This is a genomic window from Gordonia pseudamarae (assembly GCF_025273675.1).
Classification (GTDB): domain Bacteria; phylum Actinomycetota; class Actinomycetes; order Mycobacteriales; family Mycobacteriaceae; genus Gordonia; species Gordonia pseudamarae.
On record NZ_CP045809.1, the window covers coordinates 2715418 to 2734087 of the forward strand.

Below are 18670 nucleotides of genomic sequence, written 5' to 3' on the forward strand. Positions count from 1 at the left end.
CGAATGCCCCGGACCTGCACACACACCAACAGGAGGCAAGACACACCATGGCCATTCGCGTCGCGCTCGTCGGCACCGGAAACGCGGGCACGCTCGCCCTGCGTCAGCTCATCGACGACCCCAGATTCGAGTTGGTCGCGGTGAGCGTGTCCACCCCGGAGAAGGTCGGCAAGGACGCGGGTGAGCTGGCCGGCCGCGACGGCACCGGCATCACCGCCGCCACCGGACTCGAGCACGTCGTCGCCGCCCGGCCCGACTGCGTCGTCTACACCGCGATGGGCGACACCCGCCCCATCGAGGCATTCAACGACTGCCGCCTGTTCCTCGACGCCGGGATCAACGTCGTCGGCACCGCACCGGGCGGCCTGCAGTACCCGTGGGGTGTGATGCCGGCCACGGCGATCGACAAGATCGAGGGATCCGCGCGCGAGGGCGCGGCGTCGATCTTCATCTCCGGCGTCGACCCGGGCTTCGCCAACGACCTGATCCCGTTCGCGTTCGCCGGCACCTGCCAGAACGTGCGGCAGGTGCGGTGCATGGAGATCGCCGACTACGCCACCTACGACGGCTCCACCGTGATGTTCGACGTGATGGGCTTCGGCGCGCCGATGGACCAGACCCCGATGCTGTTCCTGCCCGGCATCCTCGGCATGGCCTGGGGCACCACACTGGCGATCCTGGCCGCCGGTTTCGGCATCTCCATCGACGAGGTGCGTGAGCATCACGAGAGCGAGCCCGCCCCGGAGACCTTCGATATCGCCGCGGGGACCATCGAGAAGGGCACCCGCGCCGCCGTCCGGTTCGAGATCATCGGCCTGGTGGACGGGCAGCCGGCGATCGTGATCGAGCACATCACCCGCCTGCGCGACGATCTGCGGCCGGACTGGGCGCGGCCGGCGCAGGACGGCGGATCGTATCGGGTCGAGATCGTGGGCGAACCGTCCTACCGGGTCGACATCTGCCCCACCAGCAGCGTGGGCGATCACAACCACGCGGCGATCGTCGCCGGTGTCGGCCGCGTCGTCAACGCCATCCCCGCGGTCGTCGACGCCGCACCCGGCCTGCTCACCACGCTCGACCTGCCACTGATCACCGGGCCCGGGCTGACCGTGGCGGACCCCGCACCACGGGCGGCGGCCACCATCTAGCCGGCTCGTACACCTGGCGACCGGTGCCGATCAGTCCCCGACTCGGCCCAGGACCTTCTCCTGTATCTCTCCGCGCGCCCATTTCGGCATGATGAACACGCCCTCGGCCTCGGCGCACAGCCCGTCGTCGGTTGACAGTTCACCTTTGGCGAAGGCCTTCACGCCTTCGACGCGGTCCACCCAGGCCTCCACGTGGATCTTGCCGAGCCTGGTGCCCTGCCTGTAGCGGATCGACAGGGTGCCGGTCATTCCCGGTACCTTCGCGCTCTCGGTGGCGTGCCCGAGTGCCTGGTCGAAAACGGCGGCGATGATGCCGCCGTGCACCAGACCGGCCGGGCCCTCGTACGCGCCGCCGAGGTCCACGTCGACGGTCACCTTGTCCGGGAAGCACTCGAACCGCAGTGGCGGTGCGATCGGGTTGCGGATACCCGTGAGCGCGTTCCCCCAGGACCGATGGGTGCCGTCGGAGTTGAATCGGGTTCCGAACGACCGTTCGTGGTGCTCCTCGCCGAGGATCTCGGTGGCCTGGCCGATCAGTTCGCGGGCGCGCGCGATGCGGTCGTCGGCGACGTCGGTGAGCACGGTGGCCTGCACGAGTGCGCGCACGTCGTCGGCCAGTTCGCGGGCCACCTCCGCCATCCGGGCGAGTTCTCCGGCCGGGATGTCCTCCTCGGCGTAGACGCCGCGCTGCTGCCTGTCCCGCTCTTCGGTGCTCATCTTCTCGTTGTATCAGCCAATCCGCGCACCCCGCTGCCCCAGTCTCCTACCGGGGAGTAATGTCTGGATTCATGAGCGAACATCAGTGGAACGCGTTCACCGTCACCATCGCCGATGGCGTCGCCGAGGTCACCTTGATCGGTCCGGGTAAGGGCAACGTGATGGGCCCCGACTTCTGGAACGAACTGCCTCTGGTGTTCGCCGAACTCGACCGTGACGAGTCGGTGCGCGCGGTGGTACTCGCCGGTGCGGGCAAGAACTTCACCTACGGTCTCGACCTGCCCGGGATGGCCGGTGATCTGGGCCCGGTTCTGGCACCCGACGCCAAGGCCGCCGTGCGCACCCGCTTCCACGACCTGATCCTGCGCATGCAATCGGGTGTGAACGCGGTCGCCGACTGCCGCAAACCGGTTGTCGCCGCCGTCTGGGGCTGGTGCATCGGCGGTGGCGTCGATCTGATCACCGCCGCCGACTTCCGCTACGCCGCCGCCGACGCCAAGTTCAGCGTCCGCGAGGTGAAGGTGGCGATGGTCGCCGACATGGGCACACTCGCCCGGCTGCCCGCGATCATCGGCGACGGCCATTTCCGTGAACTGGCCCTGACCGGCCGCGACATCGATGCCGCCCGAGCCGAACGTATCGGCCTGGTCAACGACGTGTACGACGACGCCGACGCGACCCTGGCCGCCGCACGGGCCGCCGCCGCGGAGATCGCGGCCAACCCACCGCTGGTGGTGCACGGCATCAAGCAGGTCCTCGATCGGTCGCGTCGGGCCGCCGTCGACGACAGCCTGCGGTACGTGGCCGCCTGGAACGCCGCGTTCCTGCCCTCCAATGACCTCTCCGAAGCGGTCACCGCCGTGTTCGAGAAGCGTCAGCCGAACTTCACCGGCGAGTAGCCGCTCAGCGTTCGCGGAGCCGGAACACCGGGATCTGCCGGTCGGTGCGCTGCTCGTACAGGGTGAAGTTCGGCCACACGCAGCGGAGCACCTGCCATGCGGCATCACGTTCCGGCCCCGCGAGTTCGGTGGGCACGCACTCCCATTGCCTGCCGCCGTGGGACACGCGGACGGTCTCGGCGGCCCGCACGTTCCATACCCACTGCGGCATCGCATCGGCACCGAAGTACGAGCCGGCGATCAACCGATCGCCGCCGTCGGGGGCGCACAGCAGCCGCGTGCGCCGCACAATGCCGGACTTGCGGCCGGGTACGTCGAGGGTGATGTTGGGCAGGTCGGCGATGTCGAGCAGACTGTACCGGTCACCGGTCACCTTCTGGATACCGCTGTCGCACTTGACAATCAGCGGCAGGTAGCGGGGCATCCATTCGATCGACCCGATCGCCACGGCCAGGCGTTTGCGCACTCCCATGACCGACAGTGTGCCAGCACCGGCGGTCAACGCCGCCCTCCACAGCCACGCGGGCTGTGGATGCGACAATCGCGAATCCCGTCCGCACCGTGCACTATTCGGCACATGATCACCCCAACAGCATCGCCGCAGACCCTGCCGCCGACCCGAACCCTGACCACCGTCGCGGACCTGTGCGCCGAATGGTCACGCCGAAAGGGTGAGCTGACAGTCGGCCGCACCGCCCTGTGGTTCACCTTCCTGGACGCCGACAACCGCACGATCCCGACGCACAACACCGTCGACCTCGCGATCAGGCCCGATCCGGCGGGGATCGATCTGCTGATGCGCACCATCGCCGAGATCTGCGAGGACGACACCTCGGTGGCCTTCCTGCTGGTCAGGGCCGGCGACGACGACCAGGTGTCCGACACCGACAGGGAGTGGGCGCGCCTGCTGGGCCTGGCCGCGCGTCGGCACGGGGTGCATATCCGTCCCACCCATCGCGCCAACAACGCCGGCGTCGTCGCCGTCGGCTGGTGACCGGAACTCCTCACCCGGCCGGGTGAGGTGGGGCCGGGGTCGTGCCGACCGACGATTCGATGACCGCCTCCCTCGCCGCCGACGGACCCGGCACGCGTGCGCCGGTGTCGCGCCGACGGCGAGGACCGGACGCTAGGTGGTGATCGCGGCGGTCAGGGTCGCGGCCAGCAGTTTGGCGAATCCGGCCGGATCGGCCAGGTCGCCGCCCTCGGCGAGCACCGCCATGCCGTAGATCAACTGGGCGGTCGGCTCCAGCTCCGACTTGTCGGAAGACTTGCCGAAAGCGTCGTTGAGTCCCTTGACCAGCGGATGGTCCGGGTTGATCTCCAGTGCCCGCTTGGACCGGGGCACGTCCTGGCCGGATGCGCGGTACAGCTTTTCCAGCTGCGGCGACATAGAGAAGGTGTCGCCGACGAGGCAGGCCGCCGATTCGGTCAACCGGTGGGAGATGCGGGCCTCGGTAATGTCCTCGCTCAGCGACTGCCCCAGCCAGGTCAGCAGGTCGCCGTACTCGGCGGCGTCCTTGGCCTTCTCCTCCTCGGATTCGGACGTGTCGGCGTCATCGAGCTCGTCGAGGTCGACAGCCCCCTTGGCGATCGACACGAAGCTCTTGCCCTCGAACTCCACACCCGAGGACGACCACATCTCGTCGACCGGATCGCTCAGCAGCAACACCTCGATACCCTTGGCGCGGAACGCCTCCAGATGCGGCGAGTTCTCGATCTGCTTACGCGATTCGCCGGTCATGTAGTAGATCGACGTCTGCCCCGACACCATCCGGCCCACATAGTCGGCGAGGGTGGTGTACCCGTCGGCCGAGTTGGTGGACTCGAAGGAGGACGCCTTCAGGATGGCATCGCGGTTGTCGAGGTCGTTGACCAGGCCTTCCTTGAAGACGCGGCCGAAGTTCTGCCAGAAGGTGGCGTAGTCGTCGGGCCGGGCGGCCGCGATGTCGGAGACCGTGGAGATGACCTTCTTGGTCAGGCGGCGGCGGATCGCCCGGATCTGCCTGTCCTGCTGCAGGATCTCGCGGGAGACGTTGAGCGACAGGTCGGCCGCGTCCACCACACCCTTGACGAAACGCAGGTACTCGGGCATCAGTTCGTCGCAGTCGTCCATGATGAAGACGCGTTTGACGTACAACGACACCCCGGCGGTACGTTCCCGCATGAACAGGTCGAACGGCGCCTGCGTCGGGATGAACAGCAGCGCCTGATATTCGAAGGTGCCCTCGGCTTTGAGCGTGATGGTCTCGAGCGGATCGTCCCAGGCGTGCGCGACGTGCCGGTAGAACTCCTTGTACTCGTCCTCGGTCACCTCGTCCTTCGACTTGGCCCACAGCGCTTTTCGCGAGTTGAGGGTTTCGGTCTCGACGGTCGTGGTGGTGACCGGTTCGGTGTCCTCCTCCTCGGCGGGCACGGTGGTGGTCTTCTCCACGTCCATCCTGATCGGCCAGGAGATGAAGTCGGAGTACTTCTTCACCAGCGCACGCAGCTTGTGCTGGTCGGCGTAGTCGTACAGGTGATCGTCGGTGTCGACGGGCTTGAGTGTCAAGATCACCGAGGTGCCCTGCGGGGCGTCGTCGACGTCGGCGATGGTGTAGGTGCCGTCGCCGGTCGACTCCCACCGGGTACCGGTCGATTCGCCCGCCTTCCGGGTCACGAGGGTGACCTTGTCGGCGACCATGAACGTGGAATAGAAACCGATGCCGAACTGGCCGATCAGCTCTTCGGATGCCGCCGAATCCTTCGCCTCGGCGAGTTTGCGGCGCAGTTCGGCGGTACCGGAGCGGGCGAGGGTACCGATAAGGCCGATCACCTCGTCGCGGTTCATGCCGATACCGTTGTCGATCACCGACAGGACACGCTCGTCGCTGTTGGGCACGAGCTGGATGTGCAAGTCGCTCGCGTCGACGTCGAGATCCTTGTTCTGCAACGATTCCAGACGCAGCTTGTCGAGCGCGTCGGATGCGTTCGAGATCAGTTCCCGCAGAAAGCTGTCTTTGTTGGAGTAGATCGAATGGACCATCAGGTCGAGCAACTGGCGCGATTCCGCCTGGAACTCATGGACCTCTGGTTGCGCACTCACCGACTTACCTCCGCTGTTCTCATCGTGTGGCACCCCGATGTGCGTCATCGTGTCGGGCGTCGGCCCGGGTGCTCTGCTTGTCGTGTTCGCGTTCGCGCGATCGCGCCGAAATTCTACTCGGCCGCACCGACACGATCCTCAAGGCCCTGTCGGCCCCGGTCCGGTCCTTCTATGGTGGCTTGGTGGGCCACCGACTGCTGTTCGTACACGCGCATCCCGATGACGAGTCCCTGTGGACGGGCGGCACCATCGCCAGGCATGTGGCGGCCGGCGGCGACGCCGATCTGATCGTGTGCACGTGGGCTCCCGGTACCAGCCGTCATTCGGAGGTGGTGGCGGCCGCCCGGATTCTCGGTCTGCCCCGGCCACCGATCGCGCTCGGCTACGCCGACGACCGGATCCCCGCGTCGGCACCCGGGGCACCCCGATTCTGCGACGTGCGGCTCGATACCCAGGTCCGCGAGATGGTGGAGATCATCCGCCGGCTGCGCCCGGACGCGCTGGTCACCTACGACCCGATCGGCGTGTACGGGCATCAGGACCACATCCACGCGCACCGCCTCGCCGACGCCGCCGCACGCGCCGCCGCCGTCCCCAACATCTATCGGCGTCTGGGCGATCCGTGGCAGATCAAGTCGATCTACGAGGTCACCACGGCGGCCTGGATGGTCGACATCCTGTGGGAGCACGTGTTCGACGACATGGCGGTGGACCGCCTGCAGGCCACCCCGGACCTCGACATCGACGTACGCGTCGACATCGAGTCGCCCGCGATCGTCGACCGTAAGGAGGCCGCGATCCAGGCCCACCACACCGAACTGGACCGCAGCCGGGCGATGAAGGCGCTGATGAGTCTGCCCACCGATATCCGCCGCACGCTGCTGGCCACCGAGTGTTATCGCCGCCGCGATCTCGTCCCGGGCGGCGTTGACCTGCTCTGACGGCACGACGCGGCGATCGGTGATCGGTCCGGGTCCCGCGCCACGATCCTGGCGCGGCGCTGTCGTACCACTTCACTAGAGTTACCTCCTGTGATCACCGGTGAGCTCAAAAGCAAGATCGACCGCATCTGGGACTCGTTCTGGTCCGGCGGCATCTCCAACCCGCTGGAGGTGATCGAACAGCTCACCTACCTGCTGTTCATCCGCCGCCTCGACGACGTCCAGATCCTCGCCGAGCAGAAGTCCCGGATCACCGGCAAGCCTCTCGACAACCCCGTGTTCTCCCCGGATGAGGCTCATCTGCGGTGGAGCGAGTTCAAGAACACCTCCCCGGAGGTGATGCACCACACCGTCGCCAACCACGTGTTCCCGCTGCTGCGGTCGATGGGCGATGGCACCACCTACAGCGAGCACATGCGCGATGCCCGGTTCACCATCCCCACCCCGGCACTGCTGTCCAAGGTTGTCGACATGCTCGACGACATTCCGATGGCCGACCGCGACACCAACGGCGACCTGTACGAGTACCTGCTGTCGAAGATCGCCGCCGCCGGGGTGAACGGCCAGTTCCGCACGCCCCGCCACATCATCGACCTGATGGTGAAGATGACCGCCCCCGGCCCTGCGGACGAGATCTGCGATCCGGCGTGCGGCACGGCCGGGTTCCTGGTGGCGGCCAGCGAGTTCATCCGCGACACCCACTCCGATGCTCTCCTGGATGCCAAGCAGCGCAACCATTTCCACAAGTCGATGTTCCACGGCTACGACTTCGACTCCACCATGCTGCGGATCGGGTCGATGAACATGCTGCAGCACGGCATCGAGTCTCCCGACATCCGCTACCGCGACTCCCTCTCCGAGGGCGCCAGTGAGGACGCCGAGAAGTACACGCTGATCCTGGCCAATCCCCCGTTCGCGGGCTCCCTCGACTACGAGGCCACCAGCAAAGACCTCCAACGGGTGGTCAAAACCAAGAAGACCGAACTACTGTTCCTCGCCCTGTTCCTCAAGCTTCTCAAGCCGGGCGGCCGGGCGGCGGTCATCGTCCCCGACGGTGTCCTGTTCGGATCATCGAAGGCGCACAAGACCCTGCGCCAGATCATCGTCGACGACCAGAAACTCGACGCCGTCGTCAAACTCCCCTCCGGCGTCTTCCGCCCCTACGCGGGTGTCTCCACGGCGATCCTGTTCTTCACCAAAACCAACTCCGGCGGCACCGACAACGTCTGGTTCTACGACGTCCGGGCCGACGGCTTCTCCCTCGACGACAAACGCAATCCCGTCGACGCCAACGACCTACCCGACGTGCTCGCCCGCTGGCAGAACCTGGCCGCCGAGGTTGATCGGGCCCCCACCGACCAGTCGTTCCTGGTACCCAAAGCCGACATCGTCGCCCAAGGCTACGACTTGTCGTTGAACCGCTACAAAGAAATCGAATACGACGAAGTCGAACACCGCCCACCCCTCGATATCATCGCCGACATCGAAAAACTCGACGCCGAAATCACCCAGGGCATCGCCGACTTGAAAGCGATGCTGTCGTGAAATCAATACGACTCGAGGAAGTTTGTGAGATAAACATCGGCCGTACGCCTGCACGTGCCGAACCCACCTTTTGGGGCACCGGTCACCACTGGCTGTCTATCGCTGACATGAACCAGGGTCTCTCGATAACTCACACAAAGGAACAGATAACAGCCGAGGGTGCCAGAGCGGGGAAAATTGTACGCCCCGGCACCGTCCTCCTATCCTTCAAGCTCAGCATCGGCAAAGTTGGTATCGCCAGCATCCCCTTATATACAAATGAGGCGATCGCCGCCCTACCGATCAAAGATCCAAATAAGCTCGATTCGCGATACCTAATGCGTGCGCTACAAGCAATGAATCTCGCCGACGGATCCAACCGCGCAGCAATGGGAGCCGTGCTGAACAAGCGAACACTCGCCAGTATTCGCATCCCTCTCCCTCCCCTCCCCGAACAACGCCGCATCGCCGCAATCCTCGACCACGCCGACTCCCTCCGCACCAAACGCCGCCAAGTCCTCACCCACCTCGACTCCCTCATCCAGTCCATATTCCACGACATGTTTGGTGGGAGTTCTCGCCAAACCGTCCGTTTGGAGGATGTCGCTATTGTCTCATCGGGAATCACGAAGGGACGTAAGACGAGCGAGGCAACCAATCTGACTCCATATCTCGCAGTGGCCAACGTCCAGGCAGGTCACCTGAAAATGGATGCTGTAAAAGAGATTCCAGCGACAGTTGCGGAGATACAGCGCTACGCCTTACAGGACGGTGACCTTGTGCTCACGGAAGGCGGCGATCCGGATAAGCTTGGCCGAGGAACAGTCTGGCGAAGTCAGCTACCGCTCTGCCTACATCAGAACCATATATTTCGAGTACGACCAGACGTGCGATTGGTACTCCCCGATTACCTCGCCGCAAGTCTCGCTAGCCCTGAATTGAAGTCGTATTTCCTGCGCAGCGCAAAACAGACCACTGGGATCGCCTCCATCAACATGACTCAGCTCCGGGCGGCTCCAGTTCCAATACCCTCCATGTCGCAGCAACTCCAATTCCTGACACTGAGCGCTGCTATTGAGTCTCAGCGGCTAGCGGTACAGCACCTACTCTCCGCCGACGACGAACTCTTCGCGTCCCTTCAATCCCGAGCTTTCCGAGGAGAACTATGACCACAGCACCCACCTGGGATCAGTACATGGCTCCGTCGTTGCGTGTGCTGTCGGACGGCGAGGTGCACCGTGCCCGGCAGATTGTCGAGCAGGCTGCCGACGAGCTCAGCCTGACGCCTGAGCAGCGCGAGGTTGTGATCCCGTCCGGGAAACAGCAATTCCACAATCGTGGTCTGTGGGCATTGTCCTATCTCGCGCGGGCGAACGCTGTCGAGCGACCCTCGCGTGGCCAGTACCGAATCACCGACGCCGGTCGGGCGCTACTGTCCCGCCACCCGCAAGAGATCACCGAGAGGGACCTGCGATCGCTATCCGAGTACGACGGATTCGGTCGTCCGCGGCGCACCACGAATTCGCCGGCGCTGATACCCGTAGATTCCGACACAGCGCCCGACGACGCGCCGAATCTCGATCCGGTGGAGATGATCGCCCAGGGTATGGCTCAGATCGTCGATGATGTCTCCGATCAGTTGCTGCAGCGGATTCTGGCCAACGAACCTGTGTTCTTCGAGCAGGCGGTCCTCGATCTGTTGATGGCGATGGGGTATGGCGGCGCCGAAGGCACTGCGACCCGCACCGCGTTGTCCAATGACGGTGGTATCGACGGAATCATCGACCAGGACGCCCTTGGCCTGTCGCGGATCTATGTGCAGGCCAAACGCTACAGCGCCGATAACGCCGTCGGCCGTGAAGCCATTCAGGCGTTCGTGGGTGCGTTGGCCGGCAATCAGGCGAACCAAGGTGTCTTCATCACCACCAGCCGGTTCTCACGATCGGCCGTCGACTACGCCGACTCGATCGGCACCCGCGTCATCCTGATCGACGGAAAACGTCTCGCGAAGCTGATGATCCGCTACGGCGTCGGTGTTCAAGTCAAGCAACGTCTGGAGATCATCGAGATCGACGAAGACTTCTTCGAATAGCCACCCGCACCCCGGCCCCTCCGCCTCGCCGAATCGTAGCCGTTCCCGCGCCAAGCAGATCTGACATCACACCGCGCTACTCCCCTGGTCGAAGACCTCGGCAAGAGTGGTCGCAGTGAGAGCACGATGGAACCAGCGTTTGAGGTGAACAATGTCGGCGCAGGTGGTGATACGGCACCGAGCATCATCGGGGCGGGTCGATCTCGAGGACAGTCATGCTCCTTCGAGACGCGCGAGGCCGTGATCGACAACTTCCGCGAAGAGGCCGGCCTCGCCCGGACCGATCCCGTTGCGCGCCGACACTTCTCGCCACGCCGCCACGGCGGCGACAACCTCCCGCACCTGCGCCCGGGCCTGCTCCGGGGTCAGTCGGCACTCGTCGGCAAACGCCGCAAGCGCCGCCGGCTCGTCGTCGACGCTGCCGACTATGCCGGTCACCCGGCGCTTTCCGAGGTCCGGTTCGGGGTTGACGTCAAACACAGGACTCAGCGACCACCCGCCCTTGGCGCGCAAGAAGCCGTGATTGCGCAGGTGGTCGTCAGTGTTGTGGATCGCGACATTGAAGACGACGCGCCGGAACAGTTCGGCGAGGTCGCGTCGCACCGACGCCCCGTAGGCGGGCAGCGCCTCGGCAATGTCGGCGTAGTCGCGTTCGTCGCCGTCGCGGGCTCCGAGGAGAGTCATCGCCGAGATATAGCCGATCCGCGTCGATCCGGACCGATCGAACCGTTCCAGAAGCAGCACGCTGCGTGGACCGACCTTGGTCAGCCTCCGCGGAGGAACGGTGATCCCGGCGGCCTCGGCGAGATCGAGAGCGGTCTTCTCCCATGCCATAACGTCCCATTCGTCGCCTTGGTGCGGGAACTTGGCGATCAGCAGGCGGCCGTCGTCGGCGCGCACCGAAGCTTTGGGCCGGGCACCGCCGAGGGACCCCGACCCTGCATCGAGCAGGCTCTTTACCGCGTCGAGGTCGCCTGCGGTATGCGCGCCGGACCGAACGACGTGGTCTGCGGCATCCAGCAGGGCAGGCAAGGAGACGAGTTTGGGCACGTCATGCCCGGGTGCAAGGAAACCGTCCGGATCGTCACGCCCGGTGAAACGCAGGCCGCCCTGACGGGTGATGTCGCTGACACCGACCAGATAGTCGATCGCCGTCGCGGCGGGCAGTCGTTGCGGTGTTTCACGCTGCGCCGCACGACGGCGTTTGTCGATCAGGTTGCGTCCCCAGCGGTCTGGAGACGAATCTGCAAATGCGCCAGGTAGGCCGTCGACGTACTGCTGACCACCTACCCTGGGCAAACCCGGTTCGAGGTCCGCAGCAGTGGCGTCGGCTAAATAGGTCGGGTCGTAGGTGAACGTAGTGGCGACGCCGCTCCTGCGTGGGGTGAAGTACGCGACGCCGGCGCGAACCGGGTCGCCACCGACGTCGACGAAGACGTCCAGGTCGGTCAATGCCTCACCCGCTTCGGGATCGACTCGGCGGCGCGGACGCGGCCGACGTCGGTCTGCATCGGGTCGAGGGCATCGACAGCGCGGTCGAGCGTGCCGAGCGCTCGAAGCACACCGAGGAACGAGGCCATCGTCACGCCGGGGTCGCCGCGTTCCAGCCGGCGCAGGGTGTCACGGGAAATGTCAGCACGTTCGGCGACCTGCTGCGCCGTGAGGTTCTGCATACGTCGCCAGAGCGCGAGTTGGGTTCCGATATCCGACGACGCCCGTCGCACCGGGAAGGGCACCTTCTTGGCCACCACCACCGAACCTCCCTACAAGATAATGACCGTTATAGCGATCATACAGATCAATAATGACTGGTATAGCTGTCATTATCTCAAACGGTGACGACCTTGGCAGCCGATCCCGACCGGGCCTCGACATCGAGTCGCACGCTCAGCGCGAATCAACGCGAAGGCCCGCTGAACCACCTGACAGACCGAATCCAGTCGCGGGGCACTGATCAATCGAGACCTGGTCGATCCTACCTCGTGCTGATATCGTTACATTCGGAGGTGATATCACATGACGGACATTCTGATCCGGAACGTCGATGACGATGATCTGCGACATATCGACGCACTTGCCGCTGAGCTCGGACTCTCGCGCACCGAACTGCTACGACGCGAAACGAAAGAGCTGGCCAGACGTCATGCCCGGAGCCAGGTGACCGTCGACGATGTTCGCCGATCCGTCGATCTCGCGCGGGGAGCCCTGGACGAGGATCTCATGCGGCAGGCGTGGGGACACTGACATGGGCGACTCCGGGAGGTGGCTGATCGACAAATCGGCCTACGCGCGACTGCGACTATCCCCCGATGAACTGACGTGGGTCGACCGCATCCAGCGCGGGCTTGTATATGTCGCAACACCCACACTCCTGGAGATCGGGTACTCAGTCCGTAGCGGTGATGAATGGGAGCGCTTCCAGAAGCACCCGCCCGTCTCCGAAATGCCTACCGCACTGTTCTCCGAACGCGTGGACAGCAGAGCACTCGAAGTGCAAGGGCTCCTTGCCCGGCGCGGACACCACCGCGCGGCCAAAGTGCCCGACCTGCTCATCGCCGCGATTGCCGAGCTGTCGGATCTGACGGTGCTGCACGCCGACAAGGATTTCGAGCTGATCGCCGACATCACCGGCCAACCGATGGAACGACTGACAGGGGATTTCTGACCCGTGAGCAACTTCGCGTTCGTCCGCCAGACATTGCCGTCGGTCCATGAGGATTGCGCGCGCGCCGAATCGTACCTGCACTCCGATCCGCGGTCGGCCTGCTTCTACTCGCGACGCGTGGTCGAGGAGGTCGTCGGCTATCTCTACGATGTGCTGTCGCTGCGGATCCCGTACCGGGACGACCTCGCGGCAAAGATCGGCGACGCCTCATTCAGAACGCGGGTACCGCACGGTATTACGGACAAGATGACGCGGATCCGCAAGATCGCGAACACCGCGGTGCACGAGAATCGGCAGATCCGTCCCGATGTGTCGCTGGCCGTGCTGCGAGAAATGTTCAACGTCGTGGTGTGGGCGTCCTACCACCACTCCCCGCACCCGACGGCGGTGCCGCTGCACGCACAGTTCGACCCGAAACTCGCCGCACGGGCCGCACCGTTGTCGCGGGAGCAGTTCGCGCAGATCGCGGCCAGGTTCAGGTCGCAGGACGAAGCGCGGGCCAAGGCGCTCGCCGAAAAGACCGAACTGCTCGCCGCGCGTGACGCCGAGATCGCGGCATTGCAAGCGCAGATCGCCGCCGCGCAGGCCACCGTCGCACCCGATGACCGCGACTACTCCGAATCCGATACCCGCGATGTGTTCATCGACCTGCTGCTGCACGAGGCGGGCTGGCCACTCGATCAGGAACGGGACCGCGAGTACGAGGTCACCGGCATGCCGAATGCCACCGGGAAAGGCGTCGTCGACTATGTGCTGTGGGGTGCCGACGGCCGCCCGCTGGCCGTGGTGGAAGCCAAGCGCACCTCCAAATCCCCGGAGGTCGGGCAGCAGCAAGCCGCGCTGTACGCCGACTGCCTCGAAGAACGGTTCGGCCGGCGGCCGGTGATCTTCTACACCAACGGATACGAACACCGCATCTGGGACGACGCGGGCGGCTACCCGCCCCGCGAGATCGACGGCTTCTACACCGCCGATGAACTCGAACTGCTCATCCAGCGCCGCCGCACCCGGCTGCCGCTGACTACCGCCCCCGCCAACACCGACATCGCCGGGCGTCCCTACCAGGTGCGCGCCATCAAAGCGGTCGGTGATGTGTTCGACCGCAAACAGCGTGAGGCCCTGCTGGTGATGGCCACCGGCGCGGGTAAGACCCGCACCGTCATCGCGCTCGTCGACCTGTTGCAGAAGGCCAACTGGGTCAAGCGGGTTCTGTTCCTGGCCGACCGCACCGCACTGGTCAACCAGGCCGCGAGCGCCTTCACGGCGCATCTGCCCGGGTCCACCACCGTCAACCTGGTCACCGAGAAGGTCACCGACGGCCGCGTCTTCGTATCCACCTATCCGACGATGATGAACCTCATCGACGACACGGTCAACGGCCAACGACGTTTCGGCCCCGGCTATTTCGATCTCATCGTGATCGATGAGGCACACCGGTCGGTGTACGCCAAGTACGGCGTGATCTTCGACTACTTCGACTCATTGCTGGTGGGGCTGACCGCCACCCCCAAGGACGAGGTGGACCACAACACCTACCGGCTGTTCCATCTCGAGGACGGTGTGCCCACCGACGCTTACAGTCTCGACGAGGCCGTCGACGCCGGATACCTGGTTCCGCCGAAAGGAATCAGCGTGAGCACCCAGTTCTTGCGGTCGGGTATCCGCTACGACGACCTGTCCGAGGAGGAAAAAGACCAATGGGACGGGCTCGACTGGGGCGAGGACGGACCACCCGACGAGGTGGGCGCCGAAGAACTCAACCGGTTCCTGTTCAACGAGGACACCGTCGACAAGGTGCTGTCGACGCTGATGACGCAGGGCTACAAGGTCGCCGGCGGGGACCGACTCGGTAAAACCATCATCTTCGCGAAAAGCCAGAAACATGCCGAGTTCATCGAAAAGCGTTTCAATCTGGCCTATCCCGAGTATGCCGGGCAGTTCGCCCGCGTCATCACCCACGGCACCCCGTACGCGCAATCGCTCATCGACGACTTCTCCGTCAAGGACAAGGCACCGCATATCGCGATCAGCGTCGACATGCTCGACACCGGCATCGACGTACCCGAAGTGCTCAACCTGGTGTTCTTCAAGCAGGTGCGATCCAAGTCGAAGTTCTGGCAGATGATCGGCCGCGGTACCCGGCTGTGCCCCGAGGTGTTCGGTCCGGGCGAGGACAAGCAGGACTTCGTGGTGTTCGACTTCTGCGGCAACCTCGAGTACTTCGGCCAAGACCTACCCGGATCCGAAGGCAGTATTCAGAAGTCGTTGGCACAGAGACTATTTGAGACCCGACTGAATCTGGTGACAGCGCTCGGCGACGCCGAACCCGACCTCAGGGCGGCCACCGTCAACGGGCTGCACGAGATCGTCGCCGGCATGAACCTCGACAATGTCGTGGTGCGCAAACACCGCAAGACCGTCGAACGGTTCGCCCAGGCCGACGCATGGGCCGCGCTCACCCCCGACGACGCCGACGCGGCGCTCCCCCTGGCGGGGTTGCCGTCGTCGGTGCGCGACGACGACGAAGACGCCAAACGATTCGACCTGGTGGTGTTGCGCCGCCAACTCGCCCAACTCAACGCCGATATGCTTGCCGCCGAACAGCTTCGGGTCCGCATCCAGGATGTGGCGGCCAGCCTGCTCGGCAAGACCGCGATACCGTCGGTCGCCGCGCAGGCGGAGCTGCTGGAGTCGGTGGCCGGTGACGAATGGTGGATCGACGTCACCCTCCCGATGCTCGAAGAAGCCCGCAGAAAGCTCCGCGGACTGGTCCGGTTCATCGAGAAGACCTCCCGCAACCCGGTGTATACCGACTTCGAGGACACCATCGGCGACGGCGTCGAGGTACATCTGCCCGGTATCACCCCCGGCACCAACTTCGACCGGTTCCGGTCGAAAGCCGAAGCGTACCTGCGTGAGCACCTCGACAACCTTGCCCTGCAACGGCTGCGCCGCAACCGGCAGCTCACCGCCGACGACATCACCGAACTCGAGCAGATGCTGCTCGCCGCCGGCGGGCAGCGAGGCGACATCGTGTTTGCCGGGCAGCAGACCGGTGGGCTGGGAGTGTTCGTGCGCGGCCTCGTCGGACTCGACCGCGCCGCCGCCACCGAAGCGTTCCAGCATTATCTGGGCGGCACCACGTTCACCGTCGAGCAGGTGCGGTTCGTCAACCACATCGTCGACGAACTGACCCGCAACGGTGTCATGGAACCCGACCGGCTGTTCGAATCGCCGTACACCGATCACGGCACGCCGTTCGACGACGACGACCTGTTCACCATCGCTGACACCCTGCGCCGAATCACCGCCTCGGCGATGCCCCAACACGTGGCGTAGTGCGCCGCACGGATCACGGCCGGCGGCCTATTTCTGATCGGTGGGGTTCGCCGGCTCGATCCGATCCAGCAGCAGACGCAAGGTGGCGGCTTCAGTTCGTGCTGCGGCCAATTCCAGTGTCGTACCGGTGAGCCGACCCTGGGCGTCGCGGCTGGCGGCCGTGAGTTTCTCGATCTCATCGCGCAGCGTGGCAACCTGGCCGGTCAGGTCGGCCTCGACAGCGGCAGCCCGCTGCTCGGCGAGCGCTGCGCGCTTGTCGCTCTGGACGGCGGCGTCGCGAGCGGATGCCAGTGCACCGGTGAGCTTGTCGATCTCATCGCGTAGCTCGGTGGCCCGCGCGGTGAGGTCGGTCTCGATGGCCGCTGCCCGCTGCTCGGCCAGTGCCGTGCGCTTGTCGGAGTCCGCGACGGCGTCCCGTGCCGTTGCCAGTTGTTCGCGGAGCACCTCGGTCTCGAACGTGACGGAGGCCAGCGTCTTTTCTGCCTTGGCCAGCTCGGCGCGAGCGGCATCGGCCATGGCCAGAGCCTCGGCCCTGTCGGCGGTGGCTACCTGCGCGACCCGCGCAGCGGTGTCCTGCGCCTTCTGCTGGGCGTCCATGGCCGCCTGATGTCCCTGTGCGGCATTGCGGAGATCCGTCACAGTGTCTTTTATCGCCGCCAACTCCGCCTGGGCCTTCGCCAACGATGTTTCGGCCTCGGCTTGCCTGGTCTCGGCCCTGGTCTGGGCCGCGACAGCGTCGCCGGCCTCCGTGGCGAGGCGGTTCAGTTCGGCGGCGTGACGTACCTCCAGCTCAGCCATCGCGGTGACCACGGCCTTCTGCCATACCGGTTGCAGATCGTCCACGATGTCGGCTGGTAGCGCGATGTCGCCGCGTTCGGCCTGCTGCACCGCCCGGCGCTTGTCGCGCAGCCACGAGGCGACGAGATTGTAGTCCCCCAGACCGCTGTGACCTCGGACTTTGTCATAGAACGCCTTGTTGACGACCTTCGCGTCGGCCGCGATGGTATCGGCCCAGGTCTGCTCAAGGATGTTCGCCTGATCCGGCGTGAGCGTGGTCGCCACCGTCGTTCTCCGTTCACCTGCCATGAATTCATGCGTTCAGAGCAATAATACCAGTATTAATATTGATATGTTCCAGCACATGCCAGGATGGGAGTGTATCGCGATAATGATCCTTATCACGGTATCGTTATCGTCGTGGACATTGAGCCGTACAACGGGCGCGTGGAAGCCGATCCGACCGCACCGGTACACGTACCGACAGAACTGGTACGCGCCGCGGTGAACGACGCCCGCTCACCGGTCCCCGTGGAGGTGCATCGGTCGGTGGCGCTGTCGGTGGCACGCGGGTCCGAGAAGACGGCACGGCTGCGGCTGGAGAGGTTGGCACGCGTGGTGATGGCGACAGGACAGGTGGACTCGCCCGCCGCGGTCTGGTCGACCGATTGGGCCACGCTGCCCGTGGAGGTTTACGAGTCGCTGGACCGCTCGATCGGTGCGGTGTGGGGCTCCGCGTCGACACGCAATGCCATGCGCGATTCGGTACGTGCGGTGGTACGGGGCTGCCGCGACGCCGGGTTGATGGAACACGGTCCCGCAATGGTGGCGTTGTCGGCACTGCAGCCGGAGAAGATCGGTCGCGACGAGGACAAGCAGGCACGCGGACATGTGGACGCGGCCCGGGTCAAGGCCGCGTTCGAGGCACTGGCCGCGGACTCGTCGGCGACGGCCAGGCGCGATAGTGCGCTGATCGCACTGCTGGTCGGGGCGGGCCTGCGGCGCGGGGAGGCGGTGATGCTGGATCTGTCGGACGTGGACGCGGCGCGGGAAACGCTCGTCGTGACCGGCAAGGGCGGCGTGGTCCGCTCGGTGCCGCTGGCCCCAGGGGTGCGGCGGGCGCTGACCGCGTGGCTGGCGGTGCGCGGAGACGACGCCGGACCCCTGCTGACACCGATGAGCAAGGCGGTTCCCCGGGTGGCGGTCGTCGAGACCGGCCGTCGACTGTCGGTGGATGCGGTGGCCGCCGCGGTGCGCCGACGGTTCATCGGCGAGTCGGAGGCGGTGCGGCCCCATGACCTGCGGCGCACGTTCGTCGGCGATCTACTGGACTCCGGGGCCGACCTGTCGACGGTGTCGAAAATCGTCGGCCACAGCAATCCGGCGACGACGGCGGGCTACGACCGGCGCGGGATCGCCACACGACGAGCGGCGGTCGAACGCCTGTCGGTTCCGTTCGTGTGAACCGTCGCGGAGCGACAGACCC

At 65.3% G+C, this 18670-nt stretch carries 17 protein-coding genes; 11 read left to right on the forward strand and 6 right to left on the reverse strand.

Annotation, left to right across the window (positions count from 1 at the left end; genetic code table 11):
- Window positions 1–47 precede the first annotated feature (47 nt).
- On the forward strand, window positions 48–1148 hold the full coding sequence (locus tag GII31_RS12000) for an NAD(P)H-dependent amine dehydrogenase family protein (protein ID WP_213243335.1): 1101 nt from the start codon (window positions 48–50) through the stop codon (window positions 1146–1148).
- A gap of 30 nt (window positions 1149–1178) precedes the next feature.
- Here the strand turns inward: GII31_RS12000 and GII31_RS12005 are convergent, their stop codons facing one another.
- Window positions 1179–1865, reverse strand: a complete 687-nt coding sequence (locus GII31_RS12005) for a PaaI family thioesterase (RefSeq protein WP_213243337.1) — start codon at window positions 1863–1865, stop codon at window positions 1179–1181.
- A gap of 71 nt (window positions 1866–1936) precedes the next feature.
- On the opposite strand from GII31_RS12005, the gene GII31_RS12010 reads away from it, so the two are divergent.
- Window positions 1937–2764: a crotonase/enoyl-CoA hydratase family protein gene (locus GII31_RS12010; RefSeq protein ID WP_213243338.1), complete on the forward strand. Its 828-nt coding sequence runs from the start codon at window positions 1937–1939 to the stop codon at window positions 2762–2764.
- A gap of 4 nt (window positions 2765–2768) precedes the next feature.
- Here GII31_RS12010 and GII31_RS12015 read toward each other — a convergent pair whose 3' ends face one another.
- Window positions 2769–3236, reverse strand: a complete 468-nt coding sequence (locus GII31_RS12015; protein WP_213243340.1) for a nitroreductase family deazaflavin-dependent oxidoreductase — start codon at window positions 3234–3236, stop codon at window positions 2769–2771.
- A 105-nt stretch (window positions 3237–3341) separates the two neighbouring features.
- On the opposite strand from GII31_RS12015, the gene GII31_RS12020 reads away from it, so the two are divergent.
- Window positions 3342–3758: a hypothetical protein gene (locus GII31_RS12020; protein WP_213243342.1), complete on the forward strand. Its 417-nt coding sequence runs from the start codon at window positions 3342–3344 to the stop codon at window positions 3756–3758.
- Between the two features lie 132 nt (window positions 3759–3890).
- Here the strand turns inward: GII31_RS12020 and htpG are convergent, their stop codons facing one another.
- Complete coding sequence (gene htpG, locus GII31_RS12025; RefSeq protein ID WP_213243344.1) at window positions 3891–5846, reverse strand: molecular chaperone HtpG; 1956 nt, start codon at window positions 5844–5846, stop codon at window positions 3891–3893.
- A gap of 182 nt (window positions 5847–6028) precedes the next feature.
- On the opposite strand from htpG, the gene GII31_RS12030 reads away from it, so the two are divergent.
- The 4 genes from GII31_RS12030 (at window position 6029) to GII31_RS12045 (ending at window position 10403) form a co-directional block, all read left to right on the forward strand.
- A complete protein-coding gene (locus GII31_RS12030; protein WP_407649810.1) occupies window positions 6029–6787 on the forward strand; it encodes a PIG-L family deacetylase in 759 nt (252 codons plus the stop codon).
- 90 nt (window positions 6788–6877) lie between these two features.
- The gene (locus tag GII31_RS12035; protein ID WP_213243346.1) at window positions 6878–8332 is read left to right on the forward strand and encodes a type I restriction-modification system subunit M; all 1455 of its coding nucleotides are present in this window, start codon (window positions 6878–6880) and stop codon (window positions 8330–8332) included.
- Window positions 8329–9480, forward strand: a complete 1152-nt coding sequence (locus GII31_RS12040) for a restriction endonuclease subunit S (protein ID WP_213243348.1) — start codon at window positions 8329–8331, stop codon at window positions 9478–9480. The genes GII31_RS12035 and GII31_RS12040 overlap by 4 nt, the downstream gene beginning before the upstream one ends.
- Window positions 9477–10403, forward strand: coding sequence for a restriction endonuclease (locus tag GII31_RS12045; protein ID WP_213243350.1), 927 nt, complete (start codon window positions 9477–9479; stop codon window positions 10401–10403). Before GII31_RS12040 ends, GII31_RS12045 begins: the two co-directional genes overlap by 4 nt.
- Window positions 10404–10616: 213 nt before the next feature.
- On the opposite strand, the gene GII31_RS12050 is transcribed toward GII31_RS12045, so the two are convergent.
- Window positions 10617–11855, reverse strand: a complete 1239-nt coding sequence (locus tag GII31_RS12050) for a type II toxin-antitoxin system HipA family toxin (RefSeq protein ID WP_213243352.1) — start codon at window positions 11853–11855, stop codon at window positions 10617–10619.
- Window positions 11852–12157: a helix-turn-helix domain-containing protein gene (locus GII31_RS12055; protein ID WP_246221839.1), complete on the reverse strand. Its 306-nt coding sequence runs from the start codon at window positions 12155–12157 to the stop codon at window positions 11852–11854. The genes GII31_RS12050 and GII31_RS12055 overlap by 4 nt, the downstream gene beginning before the upstream one ends.
- 262 nt (window positions 12158–12419) lie before the next feature.
- Here GII31_RS12055 and vapB point away from each other — a divergent pair, with 262 nt between their 5' ends.
- From vapB to GII31_RS12070, 3 genes are read left to right on the forward strand one after another with little or no spacing between them, the layout of a single operon-like run.
- A complete protein-coding gene (vapB, locus tag GII31_RS12060) occupies window positions 12420–12647 on the forward strand; it encodes a type II toxin-antitoxin system VapB family antitoxin (RefSeq protein WP_213243354.1) in 228 nt (75 codons plus the stop codon).
- Window position 12648: 1 nt separating this feature from the next.
- Window positions 12649–13068, forward strand: a complete 420-nt coding sequence (locus tag GII31_RS12065; protein ID WP_213243356.1) for a PIN domain nuclease — start codon at window positions 12649–12651, stop codon at window positions 13066–13068.
- Window positions 13069–13071: 3 nt separating this feature from the next.
- The gene (locus GII31_RS12070; RefSeq protein WP_213243358.1) at window positions 13072–16407 is read left to right on the forward strand and encodes a DEAD/DEAH box helicase family protein; all 3336 of its coding nucleotides are present in this window, start codon (window positions 13072–13074) and stop codon (window positions 16405–16407) included.
- Between the two features lie 27 nt (window positions 16408–16434).
- Here GII31_RS12070 and GII31_RS12075 read toward each other — a convergent pair whose 3' ends face one another.
- The gene (locus GII31_RS12075; protein ID WP_213243360.1) at window positions 16435–17469 is read right to left on the reverse strand and encodes a coiled-coil domain-containing protein; all 1035 of its coding nucleotides are present in this window, start codon (window positions 17467–17469) and stop codon (window positions 16435–16437) included.
- A gap of 135 nt (window positions 17470–17604) precedes the next feature.
- Here GII31_RS12075 and GII31_RS12080 point away from each other — a divergent pair, with 135 nt between their 5' ends.
- Window positions 17605–18648, forward strand: coding sequence for a tyrosine-type recombinase/integrase (locus GII31_RS12080; RefSeq protein WP_213243362.1), 1044 nt, complete (start codon window positions 17605–17607; stop codon window positions 18646–18648).
- Window positions 18649–18670: the final 22 nt, after the last annotated feature.